General features: G+C 67.0%; 14 protein-coding genes. 4 read left to right on the top strand and 10 right to left on the bottom strand.

The window, feature by feature from the left end:
• Positions 1-17: 17 nt before the first annotated feature.
• Genes ASF98_RS23150 through ASF98_RS23125 form a run of 6 tightly spaced genes read right to left on the bottom strand, consistent with a single transcriptional unit; the run spans position 18 to position 6462 of the window.
• Entirely contained in the window at positions 18-827 is an 810-nt protein-coding gene (locus ASF98_RS23150) for an HpcH/HpaI aldolase family protein (protein WP_082507016.1), read from the bottom strand.
• Positions 812-1597 (bottom strand): 2-oxo-hept-4-ene-1,7-dioate hydratase, encoded by a 786-nt coding sequence (gene hpaH / locus ASF98_RS23145; protein ID WP_055807491.1) that lies wholly within the window; start codon positions 1595-1597, stop codon positions 812-814. The genes ASF98_RS23150 and hpaH overlap by 16 nt, the downstream gene beginning before the upstream one ends.
• A 2-nt stretch (positions 1598-1599) precedes the next feature.
• Positions 1600-2685 carry a 3,4-dihydroxyphenylacetate 2,3-dioxygenase gene (gene hpaD / locus ASF98_RS23140; RefSeq protein ID WP_055807488.1) on the bottom strand — a complete coding sequence of 362 codons (1086 nt, stop codon included), beginning with the start codon at positions 2683-2685 and terminating at the stop codon, positions 1600-1602.
• Positions 2686-2734: 49 nt separating this feature from the next.
• A complete protein-coding gene (hpaE, locus tag ASF98_RS23135; protein WP_055807479.1) occupies positions 2735-4246 on the bottom strand; it encodes a 5-carboxymethyl-2-hydroxymuconate semialdehyde dehydrogenase in 1512 nt (503 codons plus the stop codon).
• Positions 4247-4268: 22 nt separating this feature from the next.
• Positions 4269-4943: a GntR family transcriptional regulator gene (locus ASF98_RS23130; RefSeq protein ID WP_055807475.1), complete on the bottom strand. Its 675-nt coding sequence runs from the start codon at positions 4941-4943 to the stop codon at positions 4269-4271.
• Positions 4936-6462 carry a fumarylacetoacetate hydrolase family protein gene (locus tag ASF98_RS23125; protein ID WP_055807473.1) on the bottom strand — a complete coding sequence of 509 codons (1527 nt, stop codon included), beginning with the start codon at positions 6460-6462 and terminating at the stop codon, positions 4936-4938. Before ASF98_RS23125 ends, ASF98_RS23130 begins: the two co-directional genes overlap by 8 nt.
• A 224-nt stretch (positions 6463-6686) precedes the next feature.
• Here ASF98_RS23125 and ASF98_RS23120 point away from each other — a divergent pair, with 224 nt between their 5' ends.
• Positions 6687-8588 carry an FAD-binding monooxygenase gene (locus ASF98_RS23120; RefSeq protein WP_055807471.1) on the top strand — a complete coding sequence of 634 codons (1902 nt, stop codon included), beginning with the start codon at positions 6687-6689 and terminating at the stop codon, positions 8586-8588.
• 11 nt (positions 8589-8599) lie between these two features.
• Here the strand turns inward: ASF98_RS23120 and ASF98_RS23115 are convergent, their stop codons facing one another.
• The 4 genes from ASF98_RS23115 to ASF98_RS23100 form a co-directional block, all read right to left on the bottom strand.
• The gene (locus tag ASF98_RS23115) at positions 8600-9457 is read right to left on the bottom strand and encodes a prephenate dehydratase (protein WP_082507015.1); all 858 of its coding nucleotides are present in this window, start codon (positions 9455-9457) and stop codon (positions 8600-8602) included.
• A 117-nt stretch (positions 9458-9574) separates the two neighbouring features.
• Positions 9575-10294 (bottom strand): GntR family transcriptional regulator, encoded by a 720-nt coding sequence (locus tag ASF98_RS23110; protein ID WP_055807468.1) that lies wholly within the window; start codon positions 10292-10294, stop codon positions 9575-9577.
• A 4-nt stretch (positions 10295-10298) separates the two neighbouring features.
• Positions 10299-10841, bottom strand: a complete 543-nt coding sequence (locus ASF98_RS23105) for a PTS sugar transporter subunit IIA (protein ID WP_235506140.1) — start codon at positions 10839-10841, stop codon at positions 10299-10301.
• Entirely contained in the window at positions 10838-11140 is a 303-nt protein-coding gene (locus tag ASF98_RS23100) for a glucose PTS transporter subunit EIIB (protein ID WP_082507014.1), read from the bottom strand. Before ASF98_RS23100 ends, ASF98_RS23105 begins: the two co-directional genes overlap by 4 nt.
• 112 nt (positions 11141-11252) lie before the next feature.
• Between ASF98_RS23100 and ASF98_RS23095 the strand changes: the two genes are divergently transcribed.
• Genes ASF98_RS23095 through nagB form a run of 3 tightly spaced genes read left to right on the top strand, consistent with a single transcriptional unit; the run spans position 11253 to position 14614 of the window.
• On the top strand, positions 11253-12527 hold the full coding sequence (locus tag ASF98_RS23095; RefSeq protein WP_200939445.1) for a PTS transporter subunit EIIC: 1275 nt from the start codon (positions 11253-11255) through the stop codon (positions 12525-12527).
• On the top strand, positions 12517-13827 hold the full coding sequence (locus tag ASF98_RS23090) for an N-acetylglucosamine-6-phosphate deacetylase (protein WP_055807465.1): 1311 nt from the start codon (positions 12517-12519) through the stop codon (positions 13825-13827). The genes ASF98_RS23095 and ASF98_RS23090 overlap by 11 nt, the downstream gene beginning before the upstream one ends.
• Positions 13808-14614, top strand: a complete 807-nt coding sequence (gene nagB / locus ASF98_RS23085) for a glucosamine-6-phosphate deaminase (RefSeq protein ID WP_055807462.1) — start codon at positions 13808-13810, stop codon at positions 14612-14614. Before ASF98_RS23090 ends, nagB begins: the two co-directional genes overlap by 20 nt.
• Positions 14615-14627: the final 13 nt, after the last annotated feature.

Raw genomic sequence — 14627 nt, 5'->3', positions numbered from 1 at the left:
CTTAAGCTTGGTGGCTGTTAGTAGCTGGCGGGGGTTTCACCGGCACCAGCCGGGACGAATTCGGCGGCGAGGGCCTCGGAGCCGCGGGCCAGGAGGGCAACGTCGGCGCCCACCAGCACAAACGTGGCGCCGGCTGCCAGGTAGCTGCGGGCGGTGGCGGGGTTGAAGGCGTTGACACCCGCTGGCTTCCCCGCCTCGGTAGCGGCGGCAAGGCAGCGTTCGACGGCGGCGCGCACCTCCCGGTGTTCCTGCTGTCCCAGTACGCCCATGGAGGCGGCGAGGTCGGACGGTCCAAGGAAGATGCCGTCCACGCCGTCCACCGCAAGGATCTCCTCCACCGCTGCGACGGCGGCTTCGGACTCGATCTGGACGGTGAGGCTGACGGTGTCGGAAGCGCGGGCGAGGTAGTCCGGGATGCGGTTCCACCTCGACGCCCGGGCAAGGGCGGAGCCCACGCCGCGGACACCGTGGGGAGGGTACCGGGTGGCGGCCACCGCGGCTTCGGCCTCGGCGGCGGAGTTCACCATGGGCACGAGCAGGTTCTGGACGCCGAGGTCCAGGTACTGCTTGATCACCACGGTGTCGTTGACCGGCGGCCGGACCAGGGTGTGGACCGGGTAGCCGCGGACGGCCTGCAGCTGGGACAGGATGGATTCCAGGCCGTTGGGGCTGTGCTCGGCGTCAATCAGTAGCCAGTCCAGCCCGGCCCCGGCGCACAACTCGGCCACCAGCGGGCTGCCGGAACAGACCCACATCCCGGCCAGGGGGCGGTCCGCAGCGGCTAGGGCGTCCCGGAACGTGGCGTCCGGGTCTACTCGAAGCGGCATGTTACAACTCCCAGGGGGCCGTAGTCGGCGTGCACGGTGTCGCCCTGGTAGACCCAGAGCGGGCGGGTGAAGGAACCGGCCAGGATGATGTCCCCGGCCTTCATCCCGTCACCGTGGGCGGCGATCTTGTTGGCCAGCCAGTGGACACCGTTGGCGGGGTGGTCCAGGACCCCCGCCGCCACGCCGGTTTCCTCCACGGTCTGGTTCTTGTAGAGGATGGCCGAGACCCAGCGGAGGTCGACGGCGTCGGGCTTGACCGGACGGCCGCCCACCACCATGGCCCCCATCGCGGCGTTGTCCGCGATGGTGTCCACGATGGTCCGGCCCTCCATCTCGATCCTGGAGTCCAGGATCTCGAGGGCCGGGACCACGTAGTCGGTGGCGTTCAGGACGTCGAAGATGGTGCAGCCCGGGCCCTTGAGTGCATCTTTCAGCACAAACGCCAGTTCCACCTCCACCCGCGGATGCGTGTAGCGGTCCCACTGCACGGAACACCCGGTTTCGAGGACCATGTCATCGAAGATGGCGCCGTAGTCCGGTTCGGTGATGCCCGTGGCGGCCTGCATGGCCTTGGACGTGAGGCCGATCTTGCGGCCCACGAGCTTCCGGCCGGCATCCTCGTTCCGGTTCCGCCACAGCTGCTGCACGGCGTAGGAATCTTCCACCGTCATGTCCGGGTAGCGGGACGTCAGCCGGGGCACCGGCTTGCGGTTCCGGCCGGCCTCGAGCAGCTCGTCCGCGATGGCCTCGATCGTCTTGGCATCCAGCATGGCTACAGCTGCGCCCCGAGCTTGAAGCCCGTCCGGTCACCGTCGGGGGATCCGTCCTTGCGGGTGTAGGAGAAGCCGTCGGCGCCCACGGTCACTGCCATCTCAGAGGCGTCGGTGCGCTGGATGACGGGCTGCGGCTTGCCGTCGAGGTCCAGGACCAGGGAGGCCTCGGTGTACCAGGACGGGACCACGGGGTTGCCCCACCAGTCGCGGCGCTGGTTGTCGTGGACGTCCCAGGTGATGGTGGGGTTGTCCGGGTCGCCGGTGTAGTAGTCCTGGGTGTAGATCTCGATGCGGTGGCCGTCCGGGTCCAGGATGTAGAGGTAGAACGCGTTGGACACGCCGTGCCGGCCGGGGCCGCGTTCGATCCGGTCGCTGATGCGCAGGGCGCCCATCTTGTCGCAGATCTGGATGATGTTGTGCTTCTCGTGCGTGGCGAAGGCGACGTGGTGCATGCGCGGGCCGTTGCCGCCGGTGAGCGCGGTGTCGTGGACGGTCTGCTTGCGGTGCATCCAGACGGCGTAGGAGACGCCGTCGGAATCCTGGATGTCTTCGGAAACGCGGAAGCCGAGGTCCTCGAGGTACTTGCGGCCGCGGGGCACATCCGGGGTGACCTGGTTGAAGTGGTCCAGCCGGACCAGTTCGCCGGCGGAGTAGAGGTCGTAGCGCTGGGTGAGGCGTTCCACGTGCTCCACGTCGTAGAAGAATTCGTACGGGAAGCCGAGCGGATCCTCCACGCGGACGGAGTCGCCGATGCCCTTGGTGAAGCCTTCCTTGCGGCGTTCGGTGCGGCAGCCCAGTTCCTTGTAGTAGGCCTCGGCGGCGTCCACTTCGGCGGGGGACTTCACCCGGTAGGCAAAAGCGGCGACGGCGGCGATGGGACCCTTGCGCAGCACCAGGTTGTGGTGGATGAACTCCTCGAGGGAGCGCAGGTAGATGTTGTTCTCGTCTTCTTCGGTGACGTGCAGGCCCAGGAGGTCAACATAGAACTCGCGGGACTTGGCGAGGTCCGTGACCACGATCTCCATGTAGGCGCAGCGGACGATGTCCGGAGCGGGGACGGAGGGCTTCGGGATGACGTTGTTCATGGTGTTCTCTCTTCTTTGAAAGGGGCCGTGTTGGTCTGTGGGGCCGGAACTAGGCGCCGAATTTGGGGGTGTGGACGGAACCGAGCGTGATGTGCACGGCCTGCTGGTCGGTGTAGAAATCGATGGAGCGGTAGCCACCCTCGTGGCCCAGGCCGGAGGCCTTGACGCCGCCGAACGGGGTGCGGAGGTCGCGGACGTTGTGGCTGTTGAGCCACACCATGCCGGCCTCCACGTTCTGGGAGAAGTTGTGCGCCCGGGTGAGGTTCTGGGTCCAGATGTAGGCCGCCAGGCCGTACTTGGTGTTGTTGGCCAGGGCGAGGGCTTCGTCGTCGTTCTCGAAGGGGGTGATGGCGACCACCGGGCCGAAGATTTCCTCCTGGAAGATCCGCGCGTCAGGGGCGACGTCGGCGAACACTGTGGGGGCGATGTAGTTGCCTTCCGGGAGGTGATCCGGCCGGCCGCCGCCAGCCAGCAGCCGGCCCTCGGACTTGCCGATCTCCACGTAGGAGGCCACCTTCGCGAAGTGCTCCGGGTGGACCAGGGCACCTACCTGCGTCTTGGGATCATGCGGATCGCCGACTACGATGTTCTTCGCGCGGGCGGCGTACTTTTCGCAGAACTCGTCGTAGATGGCCCGCTCCACCAGGATGCGCGAGCCGGCGGTGCAGCGCTCGCCGTTGAGGGAGAAGACGCCGAAGAGCGCGGAGTCGATCGCGGCGTCGAGGTCGGCGTCGGCGAACACCACGCACGGGGACTTGCCGCCGAGTTCCATGGAGAGGCCCTTGAGGTTGGCGGCGGCGTTGCGGAAGATCGTCTGGCCCGTGGTGGTCTCGCCGGTGAAGGAGATCAGCGGGACATCAGGGTGCTTCACCAAGGCGTCGCCGGCTTCCTCGCCGAGCCCGTTGACCAGGTTGAACACGCCGTCCGGCAGGCCTGCGTCCTTGAAGATGGTGGCCCAGAGCGAGGCGGAGAGCGGAGTGAACTCGGCCGGCTTGAGGACCACGGTGTTGCCGGTGGCCAGGGCCGGTGCGAGCTTCCAGGACTCGAGCATAAACGGCGTGTTCCAGGGAGTGATGAGGCCGGCGACGCCGATCGGCTTGCGGTTCACGTAGTTGATCTGCGATCCGGGGACCTTCATGGCATCGTCGAACTGGGCGACGATCAGGTCCGCGAAGAACCGGAAGTTCTCTGCGGCCCGGAGTGCCTGGCCCTTGGCCTGGGTGATGGGCAGGCCGGTGTCGAAAGTTTCGAGTTCGGCCAGGCGCTCCTCCTGGGCTTCGACGGCGTCCGCGATCTTGTTCAGGATGCGGGCGCGTTCGCGCGGCTTCATCTTCGGCCAGGGCCCGTTCCTGAAGGCTTCGCGGGCCGCGGCGACGGCGAGGTCGATGTCCTCTTTCTGCCCGGCGGCGGCGGTGGCGTAGTTGGTGTTGGACACCGGGTCCAGGACGTCGAAGGTCTTGCCGCCCACGGAGTCAACGAATTCACCGTTGATGTAGTGCTGGATGTGGGTGGGAAGGTCCTGCGGGACGTAGTGGGCTGTGGTTTCTGCGGCAGTCGTCATCATTGAGTCCTAACGGTGGTCATTACTGCTTGGTTTGTGCGAGGTAGGCGTCCAGGGTGGCGCTGCGGTGGAGCCGTGCTGCTTTTTCGATGGTGTCGGCGTCGGCGCCGGTTTCGATGAGCTTCAGGAGGGCCTCGTGCTCGTCAACCGAGTCGTGCGCCCTGCCGGGCACGAACCGGAACGTGGAGGAGCGAAGGGACGCGAGCCGGTTCCAGCCACGGTGGACGAGGTCCAGGATGTGCGGGTTGGGACAGTGCTCGAACAGGACGCTGTGGAAGTCCTGGTTCAGCCGGGTGAAACGGACGGGGTCGAAGTGCTGCAGGCAGTCGCGCATTTCCTCGTTCACGGCCCGGGCCCGGGCCACGTCCGCCGCCCCGATCAGCGGCGCGGACAGGGCGGTGGCGGCGCCTTCCACGATGCTCAGGGTCTGCATGGTGTAGAGGTATTCGGTGGGGTCAATCCCGGAGACCGTGGCGCCGATGTTCCGCTCGAATTTCACCAGGCCTTCGGCTTCGAGGCGGCGGATGGCTTCGCGGACCGGCACGACGCTGACGCCCAGGTCCTCGGCGATCTTGGCCAGCACCAGCCGGTAGCCGGGGGAGTAGGTGCCGTCCACGATCCGTGCCTTGACTGCCATGTAGGCCTGCTCGGACTTGCTGCCTGCCAGCCCGGTTCCGGCGGTGGCCGTCTCAGTCATTTGCTTTGCCTGCTTCCCATTGCGCGTACTTGCCGCGCCACTCAGCATTCAGCGGGTAGAGGCCGTCCACGCTGTGGCCCTGCTGCACCATTTCGGCGATGAAGACCTCCTCGCGTTCCTGTGCGATGGAATCGTCAGCAAGCTCTTCGGCGAGTGCCGGCGGGATCACCAGGATGCCGTCCGAATCGGCCACGATGATGTCACCGGGCTGCACGGTGGTGCCGCCGCAGGCGATGGTGATGTCGGTGTCCCACGGGATGTGCCGGCGGCCCAGCACCGCGGGGTGGGGGTTGGCATAGTACGTGGGCATGTCCATGGCCGCCACCGCGGAGAAGTCCCGTACGCCGCCGTCGGTGATGATGGCGGCGGCGCCGCGGACCTGGGCACGGAGGGCCAGGATGTCGCCGATGGTACCGGTGCCCTTTTCCCCGCGGGCTTCCATCACCAGGATCTCGCCCTCGTTGACCGAATCGATGGCCTTCTTCTGGGCGTTGAATCCGCCGCCGTGGGTCTTGAAGAGGTCCTCGCGGTTGGGTACGTAGCGCAGGGTCCGGGCCAGACCCACGATCCGCTTCTCCGGCCGGGTGGAGGTCAGGCCGTCGATGCTGACGTTGTTCAGTCCGCGTTTGCGCAGCTGGGAGGACAGGGTGGCGGTGCAGACGCTTTCCAGCTTGGCCTTCAGACCGGGGGAGAGGACGGGCCCGACGGCGGCAGCCGCCGCCTCTGCTGGCTGCGCTGAGAGGCCGGCCGCTTCGCGGGAACCGTACGCTTCCTCCCGCTGGAGATCATCGGTCTTGGGCCGCGCGCCGAAGTCCGCGAACGGCGTCGTGCCTTCCTCCACCCGGGTGACCAGGCGGCCGGTGGTGAGGCCGGCGGCAGTGCCGCCCGCCGTCGTCGTACTGGTGCTGACTTCAACCTCGACGACGTCGCCCGGCTTGGCCACCGAGGCGCCGGCCGGGGTGCCGGTCAGGATGATGTCGCCCTCTTCGAGGGTGAGCAGCTGGGAGAGGTCCGCGACGAGCCGCGCGAACGGGAAGAGCAGGTCTTCGGTGGTGTCGTCCTGGACCAGGCTGCCGTTGTGCCACGTGCGGACGCGGAGTTCTGCGGGGTCGACGGCGTCCGCTGCGATCAGTCCCGGGCCCACCGGCGTGAACGCGTCCCCGCCCTTGGACCGGAGGTTGGATCCCTTGTCCGCGTAGCGGAGGTCGTAGACGCCCAGGTCGTTGCTGGCCGTGACCCACTCGACGTGGCTCCAGGCGTCCGCAATGCCCACGCGGCGGGCCGGCTTGCCGATGATCAGGGCGATCTCGCCTTCGAAACCAAGGAGTTCGCAGCCGGCGGGCCGTTCCACCGTTGAGGGGGCTTCCGCCGAACCGATTGCCAGCGAGGACGACGGCTTCAGGAAGTAGGAGGGCTGCTCCGGGGTGCGGCCGCGCTGGGCTGCCCGGCTGGGGTAGTTGATGTGCACCGCGATGACCTTGCGGGCCGCGGCCAGGATGTGGTCGGTGACCTGTTCCAAGTGTTACTCCTCATCGAGTACGAAATCGTATACGATAACTATCACCTAGGAGCTCGCCGGCGTCAACCCCTGATTTCCGGGGGGCTTTAGGGGCACTTGTAACGCAGGTCATATCTGCGTACAGTTTCGAATGAGCAGTAGATTTCTATTATCGAACTAGCAGTTCTGATATCGAACACATTTGACGGCCAAAAGACAGCCACACAACGAAGTGAGGAATCCCCGTGCATTTCCACCACCACGGCTACGTATCCGGTGACCCGCGAGTCCAGCCGGCCGCCGGCGTCGGCATCAACCGGCCCGAGCAGCTTCCCGACGAAGTGGACGTTCTCATTGTGGGTACCGGGCCCGCGGGCATGCTTACCGCCGCGCAGCTGTCCCAGTTCCCCGGCATCACCACCCGCATCGTGGAGCGCCGCCCCGGACGCCTCGAGATCGGCCAGGCCGACGGCATCCAGGCGCGCAGCGTCGAAACCTTCCAGGCCTTCGGCTTCGCAGAGCGGATTATTGCCGAGGCCTACCGGATCACTGAAATGGCGTTCTGGAAGCCGGACCCGCAGAATCCGGCGAACATCGTCCGTGCGGCCCGCACCCTGGATGATCCGCACGGGATCAGTGAGTTCCCGCACCTGATCGTCAACCAGGCCCGTGTTCTCGACTACTTCGCCGAAGTCATGGCGAACGCCCCCACCCGCATGACGCCGGACTACGGATACGAGTTCCGCGCACTCCAGGTCGGCGAGGGGGAGTACCCCGTTGCTGTGACGCTGGTCCACACCTCCGGCGCCGACGAAGGCCGGGAACGTGTGGTCCGGGCCAAGTACGTGGTGGGCGCGGACGGCGCGCGCAGCAAGGTGCGGGACTCGATCGGCTGCACCATGGCCGGCGACCAGGCCAACCACGCCTGGGGCGTTATGGACGTACTCGCCAACACCGACTTCCCGGACATCCGCCTGAAGTGCGCCATCCAGTCCCACGACGGCGGCAGCATCCTGCTTATCCCGCGGGAGGGCGGCCATCTCTTCCGCATGTACGTGGACCTCGGCGAGGTGGCCGCGGACGACCGCGGGGCCGTCCGCAAGACCTCCATTGAACAGATCATCGCCAAGGCCAACGCGATCGTCCACCCGTACAAGGTCGACGTGCGCAACGTGGCATGGCACAGCGTCTACGAGGTGGGCCACCGCCTCACCGACAGGTTCGACGACGTCCGCCCGGAGGAACTCGGCACCCGGACGCCCCGCGTGTTCATCACCGGCGACGCCTGCCACACGCACAGTGCCAAGGCGGGCCAGGGCATGAACGTCTCCATGCAGGACGGCTTCAACATCGGCTGGAAGCTGGGCCACGTGTTGGAGGGCCGCAGTCCGGAAACCCTGCTGTCCACCTACTCCGCCGAACGCCAGGTCATCGCGAAGAACCTCATCGACTTCGACAAAGAGTGGTCCACACTCATGGCGAAGAAGCCCGAAGAATTCGCGTCCCCCTCGGAGCTCGAGGACTTCTACGTGAGCACTGCCGAATTCCCGGCCGGCTTCATGACACAGTACGTTCCTTCGATGCTGATCGGCGAGCCCGCGCACCAGGAACTGGCCGCCGGATTCACCATCGGCAAACGCTTCAAGTCTGCGCCGGCGGTGCGTGTCTGCGACACGAACCCGCTGCAGCTCGGCCACCAGGCCTCGGCGGACGGCCGCTGGCGAATCTACGTCTTCGCTGACGGGGCCGCGCCCGGGCAACAGTCGCCCACCGCCGACCTTGCCGAATGGTTGGCCACCGCGCCAGACTCCCCGCTGGCCGCAACACCGTCGGGAGCCGACCCGGACGCCTGGTTCGATGTGAAGGTGATCTACCAGCAGGACCACACGAACATCGACATCAACACGGTGCCGGCCGTCTTCAAGCCCCAGGTGGGGCCGTTCAAGCTCACGTACCTGGAGAAGGTCTACGGCACCATTCCGGCGTCGGACATTTTCGAACTGCGCGGCATTGATCGCGGCGGCGTGATGGTGGTGGTCCGGCCGGACCAGTACGTGGCGAATGTCCTGCCCCTGACGGCAACAGCCGAGCTGGCCGCGTTCTTCGCGCCGATCCTGGCGGCAGGCAAGCCCGTCCCCGCCACATAGGCGTGGCCCCGTCAGACCGCGGTGGCCTGAGCCGTCCGGTAGTCTGCGGCTGCGTAGACGCCCAGGATGCGCACCTCGGTGGTGAAGAAGTCCAGTTCCTCCAGGGCGAGCTTCAACGGCAGGTCCTCCGGGTGGCCCTCGACGTCGGCCATGAACATGGTGGCGGCGAACTCATTGCCCACCATGTAGCTTTCCAGCCGCGTCATGTTCACGCCGTTGGTGGCGAACCCGCCCAGCGCCTTGAAGAGGGCGGACGGAACATTGCGGACCCGGAACAGGAAGCTGGTCACAGCCGGTCCGGACAGTTCCTCCCTGGTCGGCAGTTCCTTTTCAGGAGCCAGGACTACGAAGCGCGTGGTGTTGGAGGGGTCATCCTCAACCCGGGAGGCCAGCACCTCCAGACCGTAAATGCTGGCTGCGAGCGGGGGAGCGAGGGACAGCTTGGCGGGGTCGTTCCACTCCCGGACTTCCCGGGCGGAACCTGCGGTGTCTCCGGCAATAACGGGGCGCAGCCCGGCTTCGCGGATGAGCCGCCGGCACTGTCCCAGGGCGTGGATGTGGCTGTGGACCTCGGTGGCCGCTTCGATGGTGCTGCCGGGGATGCCCAGCAGGTCGAAGTGAATGGGCAGGAAGAACTCGCCCACGATCTGCAGGCGGGACTGCGGCAGCAGGATGTGGATGTCCGCCACCCGGCCGGCGATCGAGTTCTCGATCGGGATCATGGCGAAATCGGCGGCTCCCGTGGACACCAGTTCGAAGGCATCTTCAAAGCTGGCGCACGGAACGCTTTCCACTTCCGGGAACATCTGCATGCACGCGATATTTGAGTTGGCGCCGGGCTCGCCCTGGTACGCAATTTTCTGGGTCACGATCCGTATGGTTTCACGACCTGCCCCCGCGCGCCCAAGTAACTCGCATTTAACGTCGCCATTCGGGGGTTTCACGACGTTAAATGCGAGTCAGTTGGGGACTGGGCCGGTCCTGGCTCAGCCGAGCGCCAGCCGCATCGAGACCTGGTACCGGTCCGAGCGGTACGTCGAAATGGAGTACTCGATGGGTGTGCCGGGGTCTTCCTGGCCGGTAAACGAACGGCGCCTGAAGAGGAGCACCGGTGCCCCGGGCTCGATGTCCAGCAGGGCCGCCGTGTCCTCCGGGGCGGCGGCGGCCTCCACGGTCTGTTCCACATGCTGCACCGGATGGCCGGACGCGGCGAGGACGCGGTACAGCGACCCGGTCAGGTCCTCCGAGAGCAGGTCCGGCAGGAGCCGGGGCGGCAGCCAGGATTCGTCCACGCTGACGGGCGCCCCGTTTGCCAGGCGCAGCCTACGGACCTGGTAGGCCTCCTGCCCCGGCGGCAGTCCCAGGTGCTCGGACGCCGCCGCGGGCGGCTCCTCGGTGGAGGCAGTAATGACGCGGGTGCTGGGTTCGAAGCCGGCCGCCCGCATGTCCTCATTGAAGGAGGCCAGGTGCAGGGTTGAGCGGACCAGTCCGTGCGAGACGAAGGTCCCCTTGCCCTTGATCCGGACCAGGGCTCCGTCCTGGACGAGGTCCGAGATGGCCCGGCGCACCGTGATGCGCGAGACCCCGAACTGCTCCTCCAGTTGGCGTTCGCCCAGCAGGGCGTCCCCGGGCCGCAACGTGGTGGCCACCAGGTCCTGGAGCTGCCTGCGCACCCAGACGTGTTTGAGTTCCCCTGCCGTATCCATGTCCCTATTTTTCCGGAATTTTCCCGGGCAGACTGAACAGGTGCCCGCCGGCTTCCACCCGGCCGCCTGAAGCCGGAGGTTCAATGGCGTCCGGTGCGCTGTCCAGGATCACCACAGGACTGCACATGCTGAGGTTTTTCGAGCGGACAAACGCGACGTCAACGCTGATCATGGGGTCGCCGGCGCGCACCTGGTCGCCCTTCTGCGCCAGCACGCTGAAGCCCTCGCCCTTCAGCCCGACCGTATCGATGCCCACGTGGACCAGCACTGCCGGCCCCGAGGCGTGCTGGACGATGTAGGCGTGCGGCATGACCTTGATGACCTTGCCGTCCAGGGGCGCGACGGCGGTGAGCACCCCGGCGTCGTCGTCCGGAATGACCGCGGCGCCTCCGCCGACAAGCCCCTTGGCGAACACCGGGTCCGGCACTTCGCTGAGCGGGATGAGCCGGCCGGGCAGGGGCGAGGCCACACTGATGGCCCCCTTCTGCGTGGCCCCGGCGGGTGCGGCCCCGCTTACCTCAGCCGTGCTTACCTCAGGCGTGCTCACATCAGGTCCTGGATGTCTTCTGCCAGGCTTTCCGCCTCGGGGCCCACCACAACCTGGACCACCGTGCCGGACATCATCACGCCGTGGGCGCCCGCGGCTTTGAGGGCTGCCTCGTCAACCTTTCCGGCATCCACCACTTCGGTGCGCAGGCGGGTGATGCACCCTTCGATCTCTTCAACGTTCTCTGCCCCGCCCAGGGCGGCGAGGATGATTTCTGCTTTGGACATGTCCACTCCTGTTGGTCGTTTCGCGGTGAGTCCGGCCGGCTCTGAAGCTTTTTTCCTGCCTGAGGTTGACAACTAAGCCCGGTGCACTTCACAGTGATGATTGTCACTGGTTATAACCAGTTAGCAAAACTCTACTGAATCCCGCATCCCCGCACAAGCACCGCCTTTTCGAAACGAGGAACCCATGTCCACGGAAAACCCGTCCGCTTCCGCCGGGGCAGGCCCGCTGGCCGCACCGGCCCCGGGCAAGGCCAAGGGCAGCGGCAAAGCGCTGCAGAACCTCCAGCGCTTCGGCCGCAGCCTCATGCTCCCCATCGCCGCCCTTCCCGCCGCAGCGCTCCTCCTGCGCCTGGGCCAGGACGACCTGCTGGGCAGGTTCGAAGGCCTGACCACCGTTGCCCAGGTGATCGGCGCCGCCGGCGGCGCCCTGTTTGAGAACCTTCCGCTGCTCTTCGCCGTCGGCATTTCCTTCGGCTTCGCCAAGAAGGGCGACGGATCAACGGCGCTGGCCGCCGTCGTCGGCTTCCTGGTCCTGACCAACGTCTTCAAAGTCATGGCGCCGCTGGTGCTGGGCGCCGCCCCGGAGGGCGGCAAGGATCCGGTCATCAACTACGGCGTGCTCGCCGGCATCGTGATGGGCCTGACCACGGCGTGGCTGTGGCAGAAGTTCCACCGGACCACCCTGCCGGACTGGCTTGGATTCTTCGCCGGCCGCCGCCTGGTGCCCATCCTGACCTCGTTTGCCGCCATCATCATCGGCGTGGTCATGGCCCTCATCTACCCCTTGTTCAACTCCGGACTGACAGCCGTGGGCAACACGGTGGCGGACAACACGGTGGTGGGCAGCGGCATTTACGGCACGCTCAACCGGTTGCTCATCCCGCTGGGACTGCACCACATCCTGAACTCGATCGTCTGGTTCATCATCGGCGACTACAACGGCGCCCACGGCGACCTGAACCGGTTCTTCGCCGGTGATCCCTCCGCTGGCGTCTTCATGACCGGGTTCTTCCCCATCATGATGTTCGCCCTGCCCGCGGCCGCGCTCGCCATCTGGCACGAAGCCAAGCCCTCCCAGAAGAAGATCGTCGGCGGCGTGATGCTCTCCACCGGCCTCACCGCCTTCCTCACCGGCATCACCGAACCGCTGGAATTCTCCTTCATGTTCGTGGCCTGGCCGCTCTACATCGTCCACGCCGTCCTGACCGGAACGTCCATGATGCTGGTCAACTTCCTGGGGATCCACCACGGGTTCGGCTTCTCCGCCGGTGCTATCGACTACGTCCTCAACTTCGGGATCGCGCAGAATCCGCTCTGGCTGGTGCCCATCGGCCTGGGCTACGCGGCCGTGTACTACGTGGTGTTCCGCTTCGTGATCAGGCGCTGGAACCTCCGCACCATGGGGCGCGAAGATGAAACCGACGAGAACGGTTCGATGGCCAAAGCCGATGCAAGCTGACCCCGCTGTGGGGCCGGATCAGCCCACGCAAGAGAGCGGCGGCGGGCTGGGGCTGCGTGGCCGCCTCGTCACCGGCCGGGCCGGGGACGGTGTGATCGAAGACGGCACCGTGGTGATCGCCGGGGGGAGCGTCGCGTGGTGCGGCCCGACGGCGGAGCTGCCCGCCGGCGTCGACGTCGAAACAACGCAGGTTCCGGTCATCCTGCCGGGGCTGGTGGACGTGCACTGCCACGGCGCCGTGGGCCACACCTTCTCCGCGGATGCCGACGGCGCCCGCCGGGCGGCGGGTTACCTCGCCGGGCAGGGTACGACGTCGGTGCTCGCCTCGCTCGTTTCGGCGCCGTCGGATGTGCTGCTCGAGCAGATCACGGCGCTGCGGGAGCTGGTGCAGGACGGCACCCTGGCCGGCCTGCACCTGGAAGGACCGTTTATCACCAAGAGCATGTGCGGAGCGCAGGACCCGGCGGCCATCATCGACGGCGACCCGGTGCTCCTGCAGGAGTGGCTCGAAGCGGGGCACGGTACGGTGCGGTCCATCACGCTGGCACCGGAAACACCGCACTTTGCCGAACTCGTGGCCCTGTGCCGGGACTACCGCGTGGTTCCGTCGCTCGGCCACACCGGTGCCACGGCGGCGCGGACCCGGGAAGCCCTGGGCGGCGCCCTAGACAACGACGGCGCCGGCCCGGTGACCCGAGACGACGGTCCCTGGTCCGCCACACACCTGTTCAACCGGATGCCCGCACTGGGCCACCGGACACCCGGACCCATTCCCGTCCTGCTGCAGGCCGCACGGCAGTCACCGGGCCGGATGGTCCTGGAACTGGTAGCCGACGGCGTGCACCTGGACCCGGAGATCGTCCGTATGGTCTTCGGCCTGGTGGGCCCGGGCTCGATCGCGCTGATTACGGATGCCATGGCAGCGGCGGGAATGTCCGACGGCCACTACACACTCGGCAGCCTGGACGTGCTGGTCCGGGACCGGGTGGCGCGCCTGGTCCCCGCGGAGGGTGATGCCCGGCCCGGTGCGATCGCCGGGGCAACGAGCCTGCTGCTGGAAAATGTGCGCCGCTGCGTCGAATGGGGCGTGCCCCTGGCCGACGCCGTGACGGCGGCCTCGGCCACACCTGCCCGCCTAATGGGCTTGGACCGGCCGGAATCCGCGCAGATTGGTTCCCTCACCACGGGGTACCGCGCCGACATCCTGGTGACCACCGAAAAACTCGAACTGCTGCAGGTCTACCGGGCCGGCACACCACTGACGCAGGAAAGGAAAACGCGTGCAGATTATTCTGTGTGAGTCCGCGGACCACGTAGGGGGCCGGGCCGCTGACATCATCGAAGCCCGGGTCCGCCAGGGCCCGGCCGTCCTCGGGCTCGCCACGGGCGGTTCGCCGAAGTCCACGTACCAGGAGCTGATCCGCCGGCACCGTGAAGAGCAGCTGGGCTTCAGCCAGGTCACAGCCTTCACACTGGACGAATACGCCGGGCTGCCGCCGGAGCACGAACAGAGCTACTACTCCACCATCCGGCGGGAATTCGTCGACCACGTGGACCTGCCGCTGGGGAAACTCATGACCCCGCACGGGGATGCTCCGGACCTCGTCGCGGAAGCCGACCGCTATGACGCAGCCATCACGGCCGCCGGCGGGGTGGACATCCAGATCCTGGGCATCGGCGCGAACGGCCATATCGGGTTCAACGAGCCCACCTCGTCACTGGTCTCGCGCACCAGGGTGAAGACGCTTGCCGGTGCCACCCGCGCCGACAACGCGCGGTTCTTCCCGGCCGGCGACGTTCCCCGGCTCTGCCTGACCCAGGGGCTGGGGACCATCCGCGAGGCCCGGCTGGCGGTGCTCGTGGCCATGGGGGAGAACAAGGCTGATGCCGTCCAGGCCATGGTGGAAGGACCGGTCAGCGCACACTGCCCGGCTTCGGTGCTGCAACTGCACCGCCGGGCAGTGGTCATCCTGGATCCGGCGGCCGCCTCCCGCCTGAGCCTGCTGGACTACTACCGCGAGGCCCAGGAGTTCAACGACCAGCTGGGCCAAACGCCCACCCGGCCCTGGCTGCGGCAGCCGGCCTAGGACAACACAAAGA

Origin of the sequence: Arthrobacter sp. Leaf337 (assembly GCF_001423745.1) — a bacterium.
GTDB lineage: Bacteria > Actinomycetota > Actinomycetes > Actinomycetales > Micrococcaceae > Arthrobacter.
The sequence above is the reverse complement of the archived record's forward strand: the minus strand, read 5'-3'. Positions and strand labels throughout refer to the sequence as shown.